12 protein-coding genes are annotated in these 19925 nt (G+C 67.5%); 3 read left to right on the top strand and 9 right to left on the bottom strand.

The window, feature by feature from the left end:
• Window positions 1–303: 303 nt before the first annotated feature.
• From AB0M88_RS36685 to AB0M88_RS36655, 7 genes are all read right to left on the bottom strand, one after another.
• The gene (locus AB0M88_RS36685; protein ID WP_364110432.1) at window positions 304–1290 is read right to left on the bottom strand and encodes an aldo/keto reductase; all 987 of its coding nucleotides are present in this window, start codon (window positions 1288–1290) and stop codon (window positions 304–306) included.
• Between the two features lie 388 nt (window positions 1291–1678).
• Window positions 1679–2212 carry a carboxymuconolactone decarboxylase family protein gene (locus AB0M88_RS36680; protein WP_364110431.1) on the bottom strand — a complete coding sequence of 178 codons (534 nt, stop codon included), beginning with the start codon at window positions 2210–2212 and terminating at the stop codon, window positions 1679–1681.
• A 14-nt stretch (window positions 2213–2226) separates the two neighbouring features.
• Window positions 2227–3249, bottom strand: coding sequence for a zinc-dependent alcohol dehydrogenase family protein (locus tag AB0M88_RS36675; RefSeq protein ID WP_364110430.1), 1023 nt, complete (start codon window positions 3247–3249; stop codon window positions 2227–2229).
• 9 nt (window positions 3250–3258) lie between these two features.
• The gene (locus AB0M88_RS36670) at window positions 3259–3666 is read right to left on the bottom strand and encodes a cupin domain-containing protein (protein ID WP_364110429.1); all 408 of its coding nucleotides are present in this window, start codon (window positions 3664–3666) and stop codon (window positions 3259–3261) included.
• A 52-nt stretch (window positions 3667–3718) separates the two neighbouring features.
• A complete protein-coding gene (locus tag AB0M88_RS36665; RefSeq protein WP_364110428.1) occupies window positions 3719–4021 on the bottom strand; it encodes a hypothetical protein in 303 nt (100 codons plus the stop codon).
• The gene (locus AB0M88_RS36660) at window positions 4000–4695 is read right to left on the bottom strand and encodes an MFS transporter (protein ID WP_364110447.1); all 696 of its coding nucleotides are present in this window, start codon (window positions 4693–4695) and stop codon (window positions 4000–4002) included. The genes AB0M88_RS36665 and AB0M88_RS36660 overlap by 22 nt, the downstream gene beginning before the upstream one ends.
• On the bottom strand, window positions 4674–4928 hold the full coding sequence (locus AB0M88_RS36655; RefSeq protein WP_364110448.1) for a hypothetical protein: 255 nt from the start codon (window positions 4926–4928) through the stop codon (window positions 4674–4676). The genes AB0M88_RS36660 and AB0M88_RS36655 overlap by 22 nt, the downstream gene beginning before the upstream one ends.
• A gap of 174 nt (window positions 4929–5102) precedes the next feature.
• On the opposite strand from AB0M88_RS36655, the gene AB0M88_RS36650 reads away from it, so the two are divergent.
• Entirely contained in the window at window positions 5103–5978 is an 876-nt protein-coding gene (locus tag AB0M88_RS36650; RefSeq protein WP_364110427.1) for a helix-turn-helix transcriptional regulator, read from the top strand.
• A gap of 41 nt (window positions 5979–6019) precedes the next feature.
• A complete protein-coding gene (locus AB0M88_RS36645; RefSeq protein ID WP_364110426.1) occupies window positions 6020–6385 on the top strand; it encodes a DUF2255 family protein in 366 nt (121 codons plus the stop codon).
• A gap of 958 nt (window positions 6386–7343) precedes the next feature.
• Here the strand turns inward: AB0M88_RS36645 and AB0M88_RS36640 are convergent.
• On the bottom strand, window positions 7344–14126 hold the full coding sequence (locus tag AB0M88_RS36640) for a polymorphic toxin-type HINT domain-containing protein (RefSeq protein ID WP_364110425.1): 6783 nt from the start codon (window positions 14124–14126) through the stop codon (window positions 7344–7346).
• A gap of 405 nt (window positions 14127–14531) precedes the next feature.
• On the opposite strand from AB0M88_RS36640, the gene AB0M88_RS36635 reads away from it, so the two are divergent.
• A complete protein-coding gene (locus AB0M88_RS36635; protein WP_364110424.1) occupies window positions 14532–19547 on the top strand; it encodes a LamG-like jellyroll fold domain-containing protein in 5016 nt (1671 codons plus the stop codon).
• 72 nt (window positions 19548–19619) lie between these two features.
• Here AB0M88_RS36635 and AB0M88_RS36630 read toward each other — a convergent pair.
• Window positions 19620–19925: acyl-CoA dehydrogenase family protein (locus AB0M88_RS36630; protein ID WP_364110423.1), on the bottom strand; the 306-nt coding region annotated here is incomplete at its 5' end.

Here is a 19925-nt window from a genome sequence, read left to right as displayed (position 1 = left end):
CAGGCAGAATTCCAGGGGACTTCGCTGGTGTTGAACCCCTTGGCGAGCTTGTTTTCCCAGGTCAGCTTCTGGGCGGACCTGATCTCCAAGGCGGCCTCCGGGTCTCGATGGCTGTGGCCGCAGCAGCTTATCGGGCTGGCCCCTGTTCGTGCCTGCCTGCGGCCGCAACCACTCGAACCAGGTCGGTTAATGCCTTTACCTGCCGGTCCGGATCGGCAATGGAGCGGGCGGTCTGCTCGGCATGGCTGGCCACGGCACGGGCCTCGCCACGCCCCTGGCCCGTGCGAGGCAATGTGTAGATGTCTACCTGCCGACGAGGCCCAGGTGCTGCTCGTTGTAGCGGTTGCCCTGGACTCCAATGCGGGCGGCCAGCTCGTTGAGGTCGGCGAGCTCGTCGGCGGACAGCGGTACCCGCGTGGCGGTGGCGTTCTCCTCGACGCGTTCGAGTCGCCGGGTGCCGGGGATGGGGACGATCCACGGCTGCTGGGCGAGGAGCCAGGCGAGGGCGATCTGGCCCGGTGTGGCGTCCTTCGCGTTTGCCAGGCCGGTGATGTGGTCGACCAGGGCTTGGTTGGCGGCGCGGTTGTCGGTGTCGAACCGTGGGATGGTGGCGCGGATGTCGCCGGTGGTGAACTCGGTGGCGGTGCTGACGGTGCCGGTGAGGAAGCCTTTGCCGAGTGGGCTGAACGGCACAAATCCGATGCCTAGTTCGGCGCAGGTGGGTAGGACTTGGGGTTCGGGGTCGCGGGTCCATAGGGAGTATTCGCTTTGCACCGCGGTCACGGGGTGTACGGCGTGGGCGCGGCGGATGGTGTCCGCGGCGGCTTCGGAGAGTCCGAAGTGGGCCACTTTGCCCGCCCGAACGAGGTCTCCGACCGCACCTGCGACGTCCTCGATCGGTACGTTCGGGTCGACGCGGTGCTGGTAGAACAGATCAATTCGGTCAACCTGCAGCCGTCGCAGCGACGCGTCGGCGACTCGTCTGATCTGTTCGGGGCGGCTGTCGAGTCCTACGGACTTGCCGTCCTCGATGCGCCAGCCGAACTTGGTGGCGATGACGGTCTGGTCGCGTAGCGCGGCGAGGGCGTCGCCGACGAGCTCTTCGTTGACGTACGGGCCGTAGACCTCGGCGGTGTCGAAGAAGGTGACGCCGCGTTCGACTGCGCCGCGTAGTACGGCGATCATGGCGTCGCGGTCGCCGGGGTTGGGTCCGTAGCTCTGGGACATGCCCATGGCGCCCAGGCCGATGGCCGAGACGCGCAGGCCCTGGCCGAGGGTTCGTGTCTGCATGGTGCCTCCTTCAAGGTGTACGAGCGGGGTCGGAGCCGCGGCGTGCGCCACTACTTCGCGCGGATGACAGCGATGTTGAAGTCACCCGATGACGACGTCGTGACCGGCGTCGGTCAGGGCGGCGGCGAGACCGCGCCCGACCATGCCGGTACCGATGACGGCGATTTCATTTCTGCTCCTGTCGGTGGGCGTCGTCGTGCCGGTCGGGACGGCGGGATGCCGCGGTGCCGTGGCCGGTTCGACCCGGCCGGTGCACGGGGTCAGGCCCGTTGCGCCAGGACGTCGTCGAGGATGCGTGCTGCGCGCTCGCCGGACTCTGGTCCGAGGCGATTGCCGAGCACGGCGGTAAAGGCGCGTAGCTGGGCTGGGGCAAGGCCGGTGTTGAGTGCTATGCCGAGGTGGGACCGCAGTTGACTGTCGACGCCGTCGAGGCTGGCGAGCGCGGCGACGGTGGCGATCTCGCGGCTTGCCAGTCGAGGTTGTCGCGGCTGAAGATGTCACCGAACAGATGCGTTTTGAGGTACCGGTCGATGGCGGGGGCGAAGTCGAACAGCGGGCCGGTCACGGGAGCGCCGGAGAGCTGGGTCTGGTTGGCTGTGCCGCGCTCGAGAATGTCGGTGCCGACGGGCAGCGGCTTCGGCTGCTCGCCGGCCAGGTCGGTGATTCCGTCGGCGCGGCGTTGTTCGAGCAGGGACATGAACTCGCCGAGGGCGTTGAGGCTGCGCGGGAAGCCCGCGTAGGCGTACATCTGGACGAGGATCTCTTTGATCTGGTTGACGGTGAGCCCGGCGTCTAGGCCTTCGGTGAGCGCGTCGCGCAGGTGCGGTAGTCGGCCGGTGGCGGCGAACGCTCCGATGGCGGCGGTGGCCTGGTGTTGCGGGCTCAGCTGGTCCGAAGATGGCCGGTCAGGAGTCGTAGTCATAGGGTCGGTCCTTGTCACGGGCGAAGGAGAGTCTTGATGGCGCGGCGCTGGTCCATCGCCTGGTAGCCCTCGGCGGCCTGCTCCAGCGGCAGGGTCAAGTCGAACACTTTGCCGGGGTCGAGCTCTCGCCGGACGATCAGGTCGACGAGTTCGGGCAGGAACCGGCGTACCGGTGCGGGGCCGCCGAGCAGGTGGACCTCGGCGAAGAACAGCTCGTCGCCGGGCAGTTGAACGTCGTGGGCGACACCGACGTAGCCGATGTGTCCGCCGGGGCGGGTGGTCCGGATGGCCTGCATCATCGATTCCTGGGTGCCGACGGCCTCGACGACGGAGTGCGCGCCGAGCCCGTTCGTCAGTTCTTTGATCTTGGCGACGCCGTCGTCGCCGCGTTCGGTGACGATGTCGGTCGCCCCGTATTCCAGGGCGAGTTTTTGCCGGTCGGCGTGCCGGCTCATCGCGATGATCCGTTCGGCGCCGAGGTACTTGGCGGCGAGCACGGCGTGCAGGCCGACCGCGCCGTCGCCGACGACCACGACGGTCTTGCCGGGTCCGGCCTCGGCGGCGACGGCACCGAACCAGCCGGTGCCCAGCACGTCGGAGGCCGCGAGCAGGCTCGGGATGAGATCGTCGGTCGGCTGGTCGGGCGTGGCGACCAGGGTGCCGTCCGCGAGGGGGATCCGCGCGTACTGGGCCTGGGTGCCGATCGCGCCGACCGGTTCGGCGTGTACGCAGCGGGACTGATATCCGGCCTGGCAGATCTCGCAGGTGTTGTCAGAGGCGAAGAACGAGCCGACGACGAACTGACCCGGTTTGATGGTGGTCACCTCGGCGCCGACTTCTTCGACCACGCCGACGTACTCGTGACCCATCGGCGTCGGCTGGTTGACCGCTTCGATGCCGCGGTAGGGCCACAGGTCCGAGCCGCAGACGCAGGCGGCGGCGACGCGGATGATCGCGTCGCTCGGCTGCTCCATCCGCGGGTCTTCACGGTTCTCGACCCGGACGTCGCCGGGGGCGTGCAGGACAACTCCACGCATGATGCTCCTTCAGTGCTTGTTGGCTTGCTGGTATTGCTCGTCGGTGACCGGTTCGAGCCAGGTGGTGGGGTCACCGCCGTCGGGCTGGGCCTCGAGCATCGCCAAGTGGCTCATGAACATGTCGGCGGCGGCGCCGTGCCAGTGGTCCTCGTCCGGCGGGCAGACAACGGTCTCACCGGCGTGGATACGCAGTACGGATCCGTCGCGGGTGCCGACCAGACCGACACCGTCGGTGACGTGCAACGTCTGCCCGACGGCGTGGCGATGCCAGTTGGTGTGGGCGCCCGGCGTGAACCGGACCAGCGAGACGGTCATCCGTGAGGGACCGGTCCCGGTGTAGATGGGCGTCAGGTAGACGTCGCCGGTGAACGTTTCCGCGGGCGTCTTGACGGTCGGGCGTACCGGTAGCAGTTCCATGAATGCCTCTTTTCGGTGTGTAGGAGTAGGCGCGTCCCCCGCCGCTGGGCGGCTACGCGGCCCAGACGCGGGCGTGGACGGGTTCAGCGGCAGTGGCCCGCTGCCGGGTGAGCAGCACGACTAGCGCGCCGAGCAGCGAGAACGCGCTGGTGAGGAGCACCGCGACGCTCCAGCCGTGCAGTACGGCCGCTGGGTCGTGGCCGCCGCGGGTGACGGTGATCGAGACCACGGCGAGGTCAATCGCCGAGCCCACGTAACGCAGGCCCGCGAGCAGCTGCGTCCGCGGTGTCATGCGGGCCGACAGCCACCGGGCCGTCAGCGGGGTGAGCGCGCTCAGACCCGACCAGGCCAGCATCGCCGACGCTCCGGCCAGCGCGGACCCGGCCAGGCCCTGCTCGACGATGATCGGTGTGTACGAAGTGATCGACAGGACCCCCGGTGGCCGCGGCGGCGACCAGCGCGCCGGTGAAGTCCGGCCGCCGTAACAGCGAAAGGTCCAGCATCGGATGCCGTCCCCGGTGCTCCGCCGCCACGAACCCGGCGATCAACGCCGCGCCGAGCAGCAGCAGACCCAGTGGCCGGCCGTGCCCAACCGCCGCGGCCCTCGACCAGCCCGGCCGGCAACGCCGACAACCCGAATGCGAGCAGCGCCGCTCCGAGTACGTCGACCGGCCGGGTCCGGACGGCGCGCGATTCAGCCAGCACCGACCGGCCGCACGCGGCCAACGCCACGGCAAGCGCGGCCGTGAGGGTGTAAGCCGAGCGCCAGCCGGCGGTGGCCTGCAGGCCGAGGGCGAGGAACGGGCCGATCGCCACGCCGGCACCGAGCGCGGCACCCCAGATCCCCGTCGCCCGGGCCCGCTCACGGCCCTCCGGGTAGGCGTTGCCGATCAAGCCCAGACTGCAGGCCACGACCGCGGCACCACCCAGGCCCTGCACGATACGGGCCAGGACCAGCAGCAACGCATCAGGAGCAGCCGCAGCCAGCAGCGAGCCCGCCGCGAGAATCACGGCGCCAGCCAAGAACATGCGCCGGCGCCCGTAGTCGTCCCGAGCGCACCGCTGGACAGCAGCCCGGCCGCGCAGCCCACACTCATCCCACTCAAGATCCACGCCTGCGCTCCCGGGCCGGCGTGCACACCCGCGGCGGTGGCCGGCAGCGTCGCCAAGGGGGTCGTAAAGGCGACCAGCACCAGCAAGCTGCCGGCCGCCGCGATCGCCAGCGTGCGCCCTGCCGCCCGGTGCTCCGAAGTTGCCGCCATGAGAAACACGTGCTCCCTGATCCTCGAGACCGCCTTCGGCCAGCGGAAACGTTCGCCGACGACGGGGTTTACCTCCCCCATGCAACGCGCCGAACGCGGCGGGTGGGAGGGCTTGGCTTAGCAGGTAATAACAGAACCCCTCTGCCCTACGCCGAGCCCCGTACGGTGGCTGGCATGGACACCCAGGGCGACGTCCGCGAATTCCTGGCCAGCCGACGCGCCAAACTCACCCCCGAGCAGGCCGGGCTACCGAACTTCGGCGGCACCCGCCGCGTCGCCGGGCTGCGTCGTGCCGAAGTCGCGATGCTCGCCGGTGTCAGCCCCGACTACTACACCCGCCTCGAACGCGGGAACCTCTCCGGTGTCTCCGACAATGTGCTCGACGCCATCGCCCGCGCCCTGCAACTCGACGACGCCGAACGCTCCCACCTGCACGATCTCGCCCGGGCCGCCAACACCAGCCCCCGCACCCGACCGCGACGACCGGCCAGGCCGCAGATCCGGCCCGGGGTGCGCAGCCTGCTCGACGCCATGACCGACGCGCCGGCGTTTATCCGCAACGGACGGCTGGACATCCTCGCCATCAACCCGCTCGGGCAGGCGCTCTACTCACCGGCGTTCACCACCACCGCGCGGCCGGTCAGCCTGGCCCGGTTCTGCTTCCTCGACCCGGCCGCCGAAACTTTCTATCCCGACTGGGGCGACGCCGCGGACACCACCGTCAACCTGCTGCGCACCGAAGCCGGCCGCGACCCGTACAACAAAGACCTCACCGACCTCGTCGGTGAGCTCGCCACCCGCAGCGACGACTTCCGCACCCGCTGGGCCGCGCACAACGTGCGCCTGCACCACACCGGCGTCAAACACTTCCACCATCCCGTCGTCGGCCGCCTCGACCTCGCCTTCGAAGCTATGCCCCTACCCGCCGACCCCGGGCTCACCCTGACCGCCTACAGCGCCGAAACCGGCACACCCGCCCACGACACCCTGCGCCTGCTAGCCAGCTGGGCGGCCACGACCACCGAGCCGGCAACGCCGGCGACCGAATGAGCATCCGCACCCACAAGCTTGATCTTGGGAAGGCGACCGTCATGACTTGGGAAACCACGACCATCCGGCAGCTCGCCGACACCGGAGAGATCGACATCGTCGTACCCGCGCCGGGCAAACCCGACGTGCGCACACCGATCTGGATCGTTTCCGTCGACGACAATCTGTACGTACGGTCCTGGAAAGGCGAAGCCGGCATCTGGTACCGACGGGCCCGCCGCCACGGCACCGGCTCCGTACTCGCGCACGGGCGACACCACCAGGTCCGCTTCACCACCGACGACAACCCCGCCGTCAACGAGCAGATCGATGAGGCGTACCGCAGCAAGTACGGCAACTCCTCCTACACCCAGGCAATGACCCGGACCCCGGCCACCGCGACGACCATACGGCTCGACCCGGCCTGAACGCACTGACAGATCCGTGCGCTCACTCCCGTGTCGCGCGTTCCCGCGCAGAGAAACTACTCGCGCGGCCGGATTGGCGTCTGGCCGGCGCAGATCCTACGGCGCCCACCCAGCACGCCGCGCCACCGACTGCCGCCACGAGAGCCGAGCGGCGACGAGTGTCCGAAGAGTTCACCCTGGAAGCATTCGCACCACTATCGATCGGGAAGTCTGGCTAAGATCGGGAAGTCTGGCTAAGAAAGCTATACAAAATCAAGAAACGGCCCGGCCGAAGCCGGGCCGTGCGCACGCGCCACGGCCTACGGCCACGCGCGCACGACATGATAGACCGGCCACAGCAATAGGCGTGCCCGACACCCAACTGAATAAATCGACAACTCTCGATCAAAATGATCGACTGACATCAGCCGCGACAGCAACGGAAGAGCATGCCCAGGCCTTTCAGCACCCGCCAACACACACGGCAAAGTAGCCCGAAGCCCTCTGGCCCTCCGCAATGAGCCCCGATCTCGGCCACCCATGACCCGCCAACCTGGAGCGTTGCACCCAAAACAGAAAACGAAATCCCATCAGCCGGAAGGCCTTCTCCCATAATATGCACGAATGACCCGCACCAACTTACGCTGAATCAAACGTAGAGTTTCGACGGTGGCGACATCAGTGAATCCGGTGGTCGTCTGCCAGTCGATGCCAGAACCGGAAATGTCACTGATGAAGACTACCTCCGCTGCGAGCAGTATACGAGCCCAATCCGCCGGAGATATCGATGTATCGCTAACTAGCGACGCCTTGAAGGATGCGCATTTATCCAACAAATCAGCCTCTGACGCGAATCCCATACCGAAGGCCATTTCATCGCTACAATGCGCAGGCCCACCCCACTCCGCCAGCGCCCTCCGCAGCAGTTTTATCTCACCAGCAGTAAGTAGAGAACTCGGAACAAACGACGCTTCTGGAATCAATTTAGATCATCTTCCCAATACTCATCGATTGTAGCCGGATCACGCCGGAACACCGTTCCTCCGTCTGGGCTATTCGGATCGTGAATGACGATCGTCGACCCGTCTTTCCCCTGATAAGCCTTGCGTCCTCTTTCAAGATTCTTGACGCGGGCCGGATCCTCCATCGTTCGGCGCACGTGGCCCTCGAGGTCTTTGACGGACATTCCAGGAAAGTCTCCCGCATGCTTTGATCCTGCGTGCCCCTCGGCGATTAGATCCGCCTCCCCGACGCGCTCAGATTCAGGAATACACCAGCCCGACGTGTTGTGCACCAAGACCGGCACGTTGCCGGCGAGCACATAGAAGGTGTGTACTGTCGCGACGGTGAGGTCGTACATGTCCTCGCCGCCGATCAGCGGGACCACGGCGAGTACGGTGACCCGGCCGTTCAGCTCTCGGAGCTGGTCACCAGCAGCCAGTCGGCCGGTCTCGACGAATGCACGCTTGCTCTGATCCCAGACCGGGTGGTTCATGGTCGTGTGGACGGATGTCGTACGGCCCGTTTGATCTATGACCACCAGATCGGCCAGGTCGGTGTCGTGGTGGACCATGACGGCCGTGACCGTCTGTGCCGACGTTTTGCCGGTTACCGGGTCGGTGGCGAGCACCCGGTCGCCGACCTTGACCTGGTCGATACGTTTCGTGCTGCCGTTGGCCATCCGGACAGGTGTGTCGGCGGTGAAGCTTTCGCCGCCACACATCAGGCTCTTACCGTCGGCGCCGTCCACCAGGCTGGTTTCGGCCTCGTCCTCGGATTCTTGCTCTACCGTTCGTGGGCCGCCCTCGGATCGGATTTCCTGGGCGCTGCCGATCATGCTCTGGACGACGGCGACCGTGAATTCGTATCTCTTAAGGCAGTCGTCGTGGCAGCCTTGGTCGCTCATGACCCGGGTCGCGATCGTTCCGTGGATTTCGGCCGAGAAGGACGGGGTGCAGACGCCCTCTGAACTCTGGCAGGCCAGGTACATCGAGCTGAGCAGGGTCAGCGTGTTGTCGCTGGTGCCGCGGGCCAGTCCCTCGTAGTAGAACTCGGTGACCATCGCCGCGTACTCGTCGGGGTCCTTGACGTAATTCGGGTCGATGTGGACTTTTTCGATCTCGAGGGAGCCGTCGCTGTTGTGCGTCGTGGTGAGGCCGTTCGGGCGGTCCGTACTCTTGCTGCCTTCGTTGCTGTGGCCCTTCTTGCCTCCGGCCTTGCCGAGGGCCGCGTCGCGGGTTTCGACCGTCGGGTAGTACCGGCCGCTCGAGTCGGTGACGTCATGGCCGGTTCCGGAGCAGCCGTCGCCGCCGGCCCAGCAAGGGTCGGTGCCGAGCGGGTCGGAGAGGGTGATCGGGTCGTTGTCGGCGTAGTCGTAGCCGTTGATCTGCTGCGGATTCCCCGCGTCGAGCACCGAGTCGACCGACAGGAACCGACCGGTCGACGGGTCGTACTCGCGGGCGCCCAGGTTTTCGAAACCGGTGACGGTGTCGTTGGTCCCGGAGTGGAAGCCGAGGTCGCCGGCCCAGAAGGTGGGTGTTGCCCCGCGCACCTGCCCGAACGGCAGGAACGAACGGCGGGTGACCGCCTGGGTGGTGGCGTCCAGTGATGTCTGCGTGGTGCCCTGCCGGTCGGACACGAGGTAGGTGAGCTTGTTGCTGGATGTCCGGGAGGCGATCGTCGTGCCGTCGACCGAGTAGTAGCGGGTGGCGCTGGTCGTGTTGGCACTGCGATCGAGCACGACCTGGGTGTCGCCGAGGTAGAGCGTCGCCGCGGCCGGGTCGCGGCGCACCACGAGATCGCCGGAGGCGTCGTAGACGTACTGGGTGGTCCCGGCCGTGGTGGTGTCGGTGTCGAGGTTGCCCGCGGTGGTCCAGTTGAGCGCCTGGTTGCCGTTGGGGCCGCCGACGACGGTCGTGGTGTTGCCCGAGGCGTCGTAGGCGTAGCTGGCACCACCCGCGCTGGTCAGCGTGTGCGGCTGGGACGTGCCGGCCGCCGGGTAGTTGTAAGTGGTGGTCTTGTCGCCCGCGACGCCGGTCGGGGAGTGGTCGGTCTGGGTGCTCCGGTTGCCGCCCTTGTCGTACGTCCAGGACTGCCAGTACGGGCTGACCGGCCCGCCCACCGTCGATCGGGCCGTGCCGGTCGGCGTGGTCGCGCATCCGTCGGTCGCCGTCCACGCCTGATCGAGCCGGGCGGCGTAGTCGTACGTGTAGCACTGCGTGTCGACGGTGGCGCCCGAATCGCGCTGTTCGACGATGCTGGTGACCAGGCCGGTGCCCTTGGACACGGTGGAGTTGCCGTACGTGTAGGCCAGGTCGTCGACGGTCCCCGACGTACCGGAGTCGGTGATCTTGATGTCGGTCAGGTTGTGCGTCTGGCCGTCGTAGCTACGGTCCTGCCAGATCGTGCCGCCGGCCGTGGGCAGCGTGAACCGAAGCGGCTCGCCGTACTCGGAGTAGCCGATCGCCGAGACGTAGTTCCACGCCGAACTGCTCAGCGAGGTGACCACCCCGGTCGGATCGCCGGTCTTGTAGCCGTAGGTCACAGTTTCCTGTGGCAGGCCGCCGGCGGCCGGGTCCCAGATTTCCTTGGGCGCGCCGTTGGCGGTGTAGCGGTAGTAGGTCGTGTATCCGGTCGCCGGGACGAGCGCGGCGTCGGCCCCGGTGAGCTTCACGACCTCGGTGTCCGGACCGCCGAAGCCGTTGTACTTGCTGATCGTGTCGGTATAGACGTCACCGCCTGAGTACGACGTCGACGAATACGGGAGGCCCTTCCCGGCGGTGTCGTACGTCCACGCGGCCAGTTGGTTGCTCGTGCTCAGCGCGGTCGTGGAGGTGGTGTCCCAGACTCCGGTCTTACGTCCGTCGTGGTCGTAGTTCGTGGTCGTCTGACGCTTCCGCGCGTCGGTCACCGTGCTGACGCGACGATCGGTGTCGTACGTGTAGGTGCTCCGGCCGCTGTCCGGATCGTCCGCTTCGACGACGTCACCGACAAGGTCGTACTTCCACGACCACTTGTTGCCGGCGGCGTCGGCCATCGTCGCCGATTTACCGTTCGGGAAGTACGTGTAGTGCGTGTCGTCGTAGTCGGACGCCGGGTCGTGCAGGTAGTCGACCGGTACGCCACTGTGGTACTGGATCTGGTCGGTGGTGTTGCCGAGTGCGTCGGTCACGGTCGTGGTCGGGGTGCCGCCGGGCGGGGGAACGGTGGTCACGAAGTTCCCGCCGTACGCGTGGGTCGTCTCCCACGTCGGTGTGCCGTCGTAGTAGGCCTGTTCGCTGACGAGCCGCCCGGCTTGGTCGTACGCGTACCCGGTCTCCGGTCCGGCATCGCCGGCCTGCGCCTGCACGAGTTTGCTCGAGACCGGGCCTGAGTTGTAATACGGCCCGGCGTCCTCGGACTTCAGCCCGTCGGTGTTGTAGACGGTGTCGGCGACGACCCGGCCTCCGTCGGCGGTCTGCGTCTGCGTCTCTCGCGAACGCAACATCGCGTCGTAGAGGACCCTCGAGTCGAGGTAGGTCTGTCCGTCGCTGGCGAGCGTGAACGTGTCGATCGTGCTGGGAGCGTTGTTCAGCTCGTGATACTCGAATCTGATGCTGGGCGTCCCGGCCGTCGATCCCGGTTTGTAGATCGCCGTAGCCCGCCCGAGCGCGTCGTACTGCTCGCTGGTCACGTATCCGGCCGGGTCGGTGGTGGTCAGGGTGAGACCACGGGCCTGGTCCACCGTCATCTTGGTGGACAGGTTCATCGGGTCGATGGTCGTCGTCGACGTCGGGTTCGCACCGATGGCCGGCGTGTAGCTGGTCCGGCTCTTGAGGTTCGCCGCGTCGGTCGCCGTCAGCGTCCGGCCGTACTGGTCGAACGTCGCTGACGCGGTGGTGGTGAACGTCGGCGTCGAACCGGTGTAGGCGGTGACCACGTCGGTGCGGGTGGCGTCGCCGGCCGCCGGTTCCGCGCCCAGAGTCGTCGAGTTGTCGTAGTACGTGCGCACGTCGGAGATCGCGTCGTCCGGGTAGTCCGGTGTGGCGCCGCAGCGCACCGCCACCGTCTTGACCTCGGACGCGTCGGTCAGGATTCCGGCGGCGCCCGAGGCGTACGACGTGGTGGTGCACGTGTCGTCCGTACCGACGTCGATGTCAGCCTGGTCGTCGGTCTGGACGACCCGGCCGGCGTCGTCGAACCTGTTGTCGGACTCGGTCTCTCGCACCGCGCCCGAGGCGAGCGGGGTGTAGATGCGGGTCGAGGCGGTGCCGGTGTGGAAGGCCTGCTGGGCCGGGAGTCCTCCGGACAACTGGTGCGTGGCTAGGACACCCGAACTCCAGGGCATGGTGATCGTGTCCTTCACCACGTCGCCGCCGTTGAAGTCCTGCTCCTCGTACTCCATACCCGCGTAGCGGTCAGCGTCGACGAACGTCGCGCTGTCGCGGCTGTTCCTGATGGCCCCGCCCATGCCCCGGAAGTAGCTCGTGGTGACCTTCTGGACCGGTTCCGGCGCCGTGCCCTTGGTGACCGTCATGCCGGTGTAGCCGCGGAAGTCGTCCCAGGTGCGGGAGGCGGCCGGCGTGAGCGGGCTGTCGTTGTGGTGCCAGGCCGGACTGCCGACCGGGGTGTAGTGGGTGACGACGACGTCGTTCGCCGACCCTCCGGTCGGGTCGTCCTCGGTGACCGCGGCCACGATGTACTTGTTGAAGTAGTCGAGGATCGGCGCGGTCTCGGTCGGCGGCGTCCAGTAGACCGGATAGGCCAGGGTCGCGTTCTGCGACGGATCGGCCGGTGTGCAGGTGCTGCAGACGGCCGACGAGTAGTCGACCGTGATGGTCGCCCCGGACTCGGTCGTGACCGTCTTCAGCCGGTGGCGGGTGAACGGGATGTAGCCGCGGGTCAGGTCAACCCGGTTCGCCATCGCCTGCCCCGTGAAGACGGTCGGCGGCAGGGTAACCGGAGTGGGATCGCCGCCCCCGTTCGCGTCCTGACCAGTGTGCGTGACCGAGTCCAGCCACAGCGCCGGCGCGGTCTGCGGCGTGCCGGGCTGTTCACCGGTGGAAGGGAACGAATACTTTAGCGCCCACGAGTCGACCGGGCTCAGGCCGGCGCCGACCAGGGCCGAGGTCTGGACGCTGGTCAGCTCGTACTCGGTCCAGAACGACGGCGTCACGTTGGCGCACGAGGCCCCATCGTCGCAGTGCTGGTCGTACGGCACGTCCGGCCACTTGCTCGCAGTGTCGGAGGACAATGTCTTGACCGCGCACCCGCTGTCCGAGGTGCTGCACCGGCCGTTGTACCCGAGATCGACCTCGCCGGCCGGGGTCGTGGTGTAGACCTGCTGGTCGCGCTGCCCGTACTGGACCTTCACCAGACGGGCGCCGTTGGAGTAGGTCGCGTTCGCGGTGGAGCCGTTGTCCCGCGAGTACTCGTTGCTCTCGGTCGCGTAGAAGTACGAGACCACGTCCTTGTGCGGGTCGACGACGTAGTCGAGGTTCCACCGGTACGCCTCCTGGCAGTACGACTTTGCGAACGTCGCGTCGTAGCAGGACGGCCGGTCGGCGACCGACTTGGTGAAGAACACCGGCTCGGTCTGCACCGAGTTGGTGGCCGGCGTGCTGTCACCGGTCCAGCCGGGCAAATGATTGAGGCCGAAGTAGTACTGGATGCCGTCGTTGGTGGTGACCCGCCAGTACTCGCCGGCGTCGGCGCCGTTCGTGGCACCAGTGAGCCGCTCGATCTTCTCGTTGGCATCGGATTCGGCGTGGTAGCCGCCGCCGTTGTCGTCCAGGATGATCGTGCTGTTCTGGCCGTTCAGCGACAGCGTCAGCTGGTTGTCGTCCGACCAGCAACTGTCGCCGCTCTTCGTCGCGCCGGCCGGGTTCTGCGAACACGAGGCATAGGAGCGTTCCATGAAGCCGGAACTCAACGACCAGCCGTCACCGGCCACCGACGCCTGGGAGTTCTGCGAGGACGTCAGACCGTCCTGCACTTCCGAGCTGTATGACAATTTCAGCGTCGGCACCAGACCGCCGGGCACGGTCGGCAGCGTGAACGGGTACTGGTAGGCGAAGGAATCGGTGCTGCCACCGGCCTGCCAGGAACCCTCCGGGCTCATCGACGTCGCGGCAAAGTTCCCGCCGTCGCCGCTCGCGCCGGCCTCGGCGGCCAGCACCGCCGTCGGCGCCATCGCGACGTCGGCCTGCAGCGTCTGCGACTTACGGTCCTGCGTGAATTTCACCGGCGTACGCGTACGGCACGCGGCCGTCGCCGGCGTCGTGAGCGAACAAGCGGGCAGGGCGACCAGGCGCAGCCGACCGGCCCAATCACCGCCGTAAGCGGCGGCATAGGTGCCGTACGAGAGGCGTACGTGTACGGGAGTGCCGCGGTCAGCGGAAGCGCCGGCCAGCGACATCAGTACGCCGTGCACCCCGGCAGCCAACGCCGCCGCGGGCCGGGCGATCTGAACGTGCACGGTGTCCGGGTTCCCGCCGGCCTTCGTGCGCGAGTGACCGACCCAGACCGGCAAGGTGCCCGCCTCGGCGTCGGACGTCGAGCCGGAGGGGATCGCCACGTCGGCGCTGCCGGCCGGCAGGGTGACCTTGGGGGCGACCCACTTCGGCATGACGCGGGGTGCCCGGTAGCGCAGGGCCACCGCGGTGACCGGCACCGACTTCTGCCTGGGCAGCGGCGGCGGCTTGCCTGGCGCCGCCAAGGCCGGCGCCTGCGCGACGGTGATGACGTTGGCGACCAGTACCGCGGTCGTAATCGCGGCGAGCACGGCACGCCGTCGTCTCGAGGCCTTTCCCGCAATGCTGGACAGCCATTTTTGCGCGCGGTTCAGCGCCTGAGACACAATGCCTCCCCCGTGCCGCCGAATCTCGGCAAGCGCCGCGACGGTATCACCGTCCGCCTATTCAGGAAAGGCCGTTCCGGGGCTCCGAGACTTGGACGAGCGTGAATCACGGAAAGTAATTTTGGACGAACCAGAATTAGAAGCTTTGGGCGGTTTGATGATGTAAAAGGACGAGGGAAAGGACGTTTTCGCCGACCGCCAATCCTCTGACTTCGGTATTTAGGCAAGGGTCAATTCAGCGGTCTTGTGCAACCCGGGTAAGGGACCTACCTTGCGCTCAACCGGGGGTGTCGTCGTCATGCCTGGGCGTAGACGAATGAGAGGAAAAACGTGACCGGACGTAGAAGTCGTCGCGACGGGCCTTCGGCCCTCGTGGTGTTCGGCGCAACGGTGCTGCTGGCGTCTACTTTGGGGGCAGCCTCACCGGCTCAGGCGGCGCCGGTATCACCGGGCGGCAAGACGGTCGGCGGACGTCTCGCCGGACCGCCGAAGCGGCAGCCGAAGGGAACGCCGCCCAAGCCGGCCAAAGCGCCCGCCGCGGCCGCGCAGCCGGCCGGACTCGCCAAGCTCCGCGACGACCAGGGACTGACCGATCGGGACGAAGCCGCCATGAAGGCCGCCGCGGTCGAGGCGCACACCATCGGCAAGCCGGTGGCGGTGGCGGGCATGACGACCGAGACCGATCAGGTGATGGCACAGCCCGGCGGCGGCCTCACCCTCACGGCCAACCCGGTTCCGGTACGCACGAAGCAGCGCGACAAGTGGGTGAAGATCGACACGACGCTGCACGCCGATGCGGATGGCTCGGTGTCTCCGAAAGCCACCGCGTACGGCACCGTCCGGTTCAGCGGTGGCGGCAGCGGGCCCCTGCTGACCACGACCTCCGGCCCGACCACGTACGCCCTGTCGTGGCCGGGCCGGCTTCCCTCGCCCAGCGTCTCGGGCAGCAGCGCCACCTACCACTCAGTGCTGCCCGGCGTCGACCTTGTCGTGTCGGCGACCGAAGCCGGGGGCTTCCACGAGGTCCTCGTCGTCCACAACGCCGCCGCGGCCAGGAATCCCGCGCTCGCCCGCCTCACCCTGACCTCCAAGGTGACTGGCGGGACGCGCCGCACGGCCCAAGCCGAGAACGGTTTCGCCGTGTCCGGGGGAGCCTCCGGCGCGGTGCTCGAGACCTCCTCGGCGATCATGTGGGACTCCGGCCATGGCCCTGCGGTCAAGACGGTCACCCACCAGGCCGTTCCCGACCAGTCCGACGTCGATCACCCCGGCGCGGCCGCTCGGGTGGCCGGCGTGGGCGTGCGGGACGACGGCCGTTCGTTGCGTCTCACGCCGGACGCCGGGCTCCTCGCCGACCCGCACGCGGTTTACCCGCTCTACATCGATCCGACCGCCAACTGGCATCCCGCCGCACCGAGCGCGGCCCCGGCATTCGACGAGGTCAAGCAGGGCAGCCCGTGCAACCACGTGTCGCTGTACAACAACTCCGGTGACGCGGGTGACAGCGGCTATCTCGCGGTCGGCATGCAGCTGTGGAACAGCGGCTGCGAGGGCACGATGCGCACCTATTACCAGTGGAAGCTGCCCACCGCGATCTGGGGATCGAAGATCAACCTGGCCACCGTCAACGCGACCGAGATGTATTCGGCCACCTGCGGCGACACCGCCAATGCCACGGTCAACCTGCATTGGGCGGGAGCGATCAACTCGGGTACCGACTGGAACAACCAGCCCGGGTACGCCGGAAGCTTCAACACCGGCGTCACCTTTGGTGAGAGCTACAACCCGACGTACTGCCCAAACAACGGGACGGTCAGCAAGGGGTTCACGGTCACGTCGCTGATGACCCAGGCGGCCAACGGCAGCTGGCCGACGCTCACCGTGGCTCTGGCCGAAGACGCCGCCGAGAAGAGCAAGAGCCGCAACGGTTTCAAGCGGTTCACCAAGAACCCGACATTGCAGATCTCGTTCGACCGGAAGCCGGCTACGCCTGGCACCACCCAGTTGAACGCTGTCACCGGCGCCAACAACGCGGGATGCGACACGACCGCGCCGTATCCGTTCATCGGCAAGACCCTCGCGACCAACACGCCGGCCCTGTCGGCCAAGGTCAGCGACCCGGACGGCGACTCGGTGCAGACCTCGTTCAAGTATTGGGTCGACGGCACCACCACGACGACGACCGCGCTGTCCGGCGACAATATGGCGTCGGGATCGACCACGAAATATAGCCTGCCCAGCACGTTCATCAAGACCCTCACCAACGGCAAGACGGTCGACTGGCAGGCGCGCGTCTTCGACGGAATCCTTTATTCGGACTGGTCGCCGGTCTGCCACTTCACCGCCGAGCCGACGGCGCCCAACGAGCCGACCATCACGTCGGTCAACAACGTCTTCCCCAACATCGACGGCGGCGGTGCCACCGGGGCGCAATCCGGTACGGCGGGCCAGTTCAGCCTGGCGAGCACCGGAACCGCCAGCACGAAGTTCTATTACAACCTTGACATCGCGCCGAGCTCGACCAACCCGCCGGCCACCGAGGTGGTGACCGCGACCAGCAACGCGGCCAAGGTCACGGTCACCCCGCGCGCCCCGGGCCCCCACACCCTCTATGCGATGGCGGTCGACGGTGCCGGTGACGTCTCCGCCACTCAGGCCTATCGGTTCATCGCGGCCGGGGACCCGTCGACCACCTGCGCGAGCCTCGCCGCGTGTCTCAACAACACCTCGATCACGCCCGACTCGAACATGAAGCTCGGCGGCGGCGACACGGTAGGCCGATCGTTCTCCGCGACCGACCTGACGAACGCGGGCTGGCCGTCCGGCGGTCATGTCACGGTCGATGGTGCCACCTTCACGTTGCCGGCGTTCGGTGCCGGGCAGAAGGACAACGTCCTGGCGGCGAACCAGACGGTCGCCTACAGCTATGCCGTACCCGGCAAGGGCCTGTCGGCGCTGGAGTTCCTCGCCACGTCGACCGATGCCGAGTTCGCCGACCCGGGCGTCATCGACAGCGACGCCACGGCACCGTTCGTCCCCGGGGGCACCGCGGTGACCGGCAGCTACTGCTTCTCCGGCGACGATCCGTCGGCGTACTGCCCGGCGCAGGGAACCATCACCTACACCGACGGCACGATCCGGCCCTACTTCCTGACCGTGCCCGACTGGATCACCGGCCAGTCCGACCTCGCCGCCGTCAACCTGACCCACTGGAACACCCCGACCGGGCAGGTCACCAACGCGCACGAGCAGCCCAAGCTGTTCCCGTTCTCGGTGCCGCTGCTGGCCGGCAAGACGGTGCAGTCGATCACGCTGCCCGACATCGGTGACGTGGCCGCCGGGCCCGGTGGCCGGCTCCACATCTTCGCGATGGCCACCCGCAACACCACGGTCGGCACGGCGACCGTGGGCGGCGGCACGAGCGCGGCACCGAGTGGCAAGACCTGGTCGGGTCTGTGGGCCAATCCCGAGGTGGAACCGCTCGGCGGCATCTTCCACAACACGACGATCCGTACCCAGATCCGTCCGGCGGTCACCGGCGACACCGTCCGGGTCAAGCTGGAGAACGCGATGAACGGCTATCCGCTCGTCATCGGTCATGCCACGGTCGGCGACTCGACCAGGAACTCGTACGGCCTCGACGCGCCACCTGCCAACCTGACGTTCGGCGGCAAGGCCGGCGTGACCGTGCCCATCGGCGGCATGGTCTACAGCGATCCGGTGCCGTTCACGGTCGGCGTCCAGACGATGCTGAGCGTGTCCATCGCGATCAGCAATGCGCCAGACTACGTGGCGAGCAATCCGTACGTGAACGGCACCGCTTGGACCTGGGTCGCACCGCAGAATTCGGGAGACAGCACGACCGACACCGACGGCGAGTTGTTCGAGGATGACGGTGCCTACGACGACGCGATGACGGCGGTCCTGACCAATGTCGACGTCCTGACGAGCGACACGCCGACCCAGGTCGTCTACGGCAACGCGGTGATCGACCCGGATCAGACCAACACCGCCATCGAATTCGACGCCTCGGACGTGGGCGAGCAGGTCGCCGAGGTCGCGCCGACCAGCGGCCGGCCGTACGCGGTGGTCACCTCCGGCATCGACGGCGAGTACCTGACCGTCGACAACCAGCGCGGCACCTACATGCCCTCGGCCCTGACCCGCGTCGACCGGGACCTCCTCGACGAACCGAACCTGGCTGTCTCGGTCCTCGACGAGGGGCTCGAGGACGTCCTCAACAAGATCACCGGTACCCAGGACGGCGTCGCCCTGGACACCCAGACCCAGGTCGAGAACGCCTACTCCCAGCTGCTCCGATACACCGAGACCGGGCTCTACAACGGCCAGAACACCGACGTCGTCAGCTTCGGCATGCAGCCCTGCACCGGTTTCGTGGGCGGCGGGTCACCCAACGCGGACCCCTGCGACGCGACCGCCGACGACGATCGCACCGCGGTCAACGGATGGCTCAAGGAGGCGCCCGACCCGGCCATGTACTACGTCGACACGGACGCGGCGATCGGCGTGACCGACCCGGACAGCGGCCGCACCACGACCAACCCGGTTTACACGCTCGACGACGTCAACATCTTCGACGACGGGTTCGCGCGCATGGTGAACGCGTACCAGGGGCCGCACGACACCTGGGCGCTCGACGACGGGGCGAACGACCCCGAGACCACGTTCGTCTCGGACACGGCCAGCGACAGCGTGAACCCGACCCTCAGCGGCGATCCGACCGTCGGCGGCACCCCGGCCGACCTGGAGGGCGACGCGTCGTGGGTCACGGCCGACCACTTCGGTACGGCCGTATCGCCGGGCACCACGGGCGGGGTACAGACCGAGGGGCCGCCAGTCGACACCTCGCGGAGTTACACGTACACACTATGGGCCAAGCTGACCGACACGACCAAAGATCAGACGGTCTTCTCCCAAGACTCGGGGACGGGCCGCGGCGTCCGCCTCTGGTACAACCACACCGACAACGAGTGGAACCTGCTGATCACCGACCACACCGGCGATCCCGGCCGCTTCATGACCGAGCCGGCCACCGAATCGCTCAACCAGTGGACCGGCTTCGTCATCGAATACAACGCCAACCTGGACGCTTTCAACTTCACCATCCTCTGGTACGACAACATCGACTGGGTCAACGGATGCGACGACCCACTGGCCGACGTCTGTGCCATGCCGGAACGAGAGCCCGCAACGACCGCGCCGCTCTCCATCGGCTACGACGACACGGGAAACCAGTTCAACGGGCCGATCGCCAACGTGCAGGCCTGGTCCTACGTCCTTTCGGACGCGCAGAAGTGGTCCCTGCGCAACACCTTCTTCAACTGACAATCCACCGACGACGGGGCGGCGCTTCGGGCGTCACCCCGTCGTGCCGTTCTGGGGATGTGTTTCGGCACTTCAGTCCTTGAGGAGCTGCCGCGCCATCACGATGCGCTGCACCTGGTTGGTGCCCTCGTGGATCTGGGTGATCTTGGCGTCGCGCATCATGCGCTCGACCGGGTAGTCACGGGTGTAGCCGTAGCCGCCGAGCAGCTGGACCGCATCGGTCGTGATCTCCATCGCGGCATCCGAGGCGAAGCACTTGGCGGCGGCGCCGAAGTAGGTCAGGTCGGCGTCGCCGCGTTCGCTCTTGGCCGCCGCGGCGTAGGTCAGCTGGCGGGCCGCCTCGAGCTTCATGCCCATGTCGGCCAGCATGAACTGAAT

It is taken from the genome of Actinoplanes sp. NPDC051411, assembly GCF_040682075.1.
GTDB lineage: Bacteria > Actinomycetota > Actinomycetes > Mycobacteriales > Micromonosporaceae > Actinoplanes.
Note: the sequence above shows the minus strand (reverse complement) of the source record. Positions and strands in the feature narration are given on the sequence as shown.

Bases quoted from the DNA above. Each gene is read 5' to 3' on its own strand.
- AB0M88_RS36655 (WP_364110448.1), bottom strand. From the start codon at position 4,928: ATGGCGGCAACTTCGGAGCACCGGGCGGCAGGGCGCACGCTGGCGATC.
- AB0M88_RS36665 (WP_364110428.1), bottom strand. From the start codon at position 4,021: ATGCTGGCCTGGTCGGGTCTGAGCGCGCTCACCCCGCTGACGGCCCGG.
- AB0M88_RS36680 (WP_364110431.1), bottom strand. From the start codon at position 2,212: ATGACTACGACTCCTGACCGGCCATCTTCGGACCAGCTGAGCCCGCAA.
- AB0M88_RS36660 (WP_364110447.1), bottom strand. From the start codon at position 4,695: ATGTTCTTGGCTGGCGCCGTGATTCTCGCGGCGGGCTCGCTGCTGGCT.
- AB0M88_RS36670 (WP_364110429.1), bottom strand. From the start codon at position 3,666: ATGGAACTGCTACCGGTACGCCCGACCGTCAAGACGCCCGCGGAAACG.
- AB0M88_RS36645 (WP_364110426.1), top strand. From the start codon at position 6,020: ATGACTTGGGAAACCACGACCATCCGGCAGCTCGCCGACACCGGAGAG.
- AB0M88_RS36685 (WP_364110432.1), bottom strand. From the start codon at position 1,290: ATGCAGACACGAACCCTCGGCCAGGGCCTGCGCGTCTCGGCCATCGGC.
- AB0M88_RS36650 (WP_364110427.1), top strand. From the start codon at position 5,103: ATGGACACCCAGGGCGACGTCCGCGAATTCCTGGCCAGCCGACGCGCC.
- AB0M88_RS36675 (WP_364110430.1), bottom strand. From the start codon at position 3,249: ATGCGTGGAGTTGTCCTGCACGCCCCCGGCGACGTCCGGGTCGAGAAC.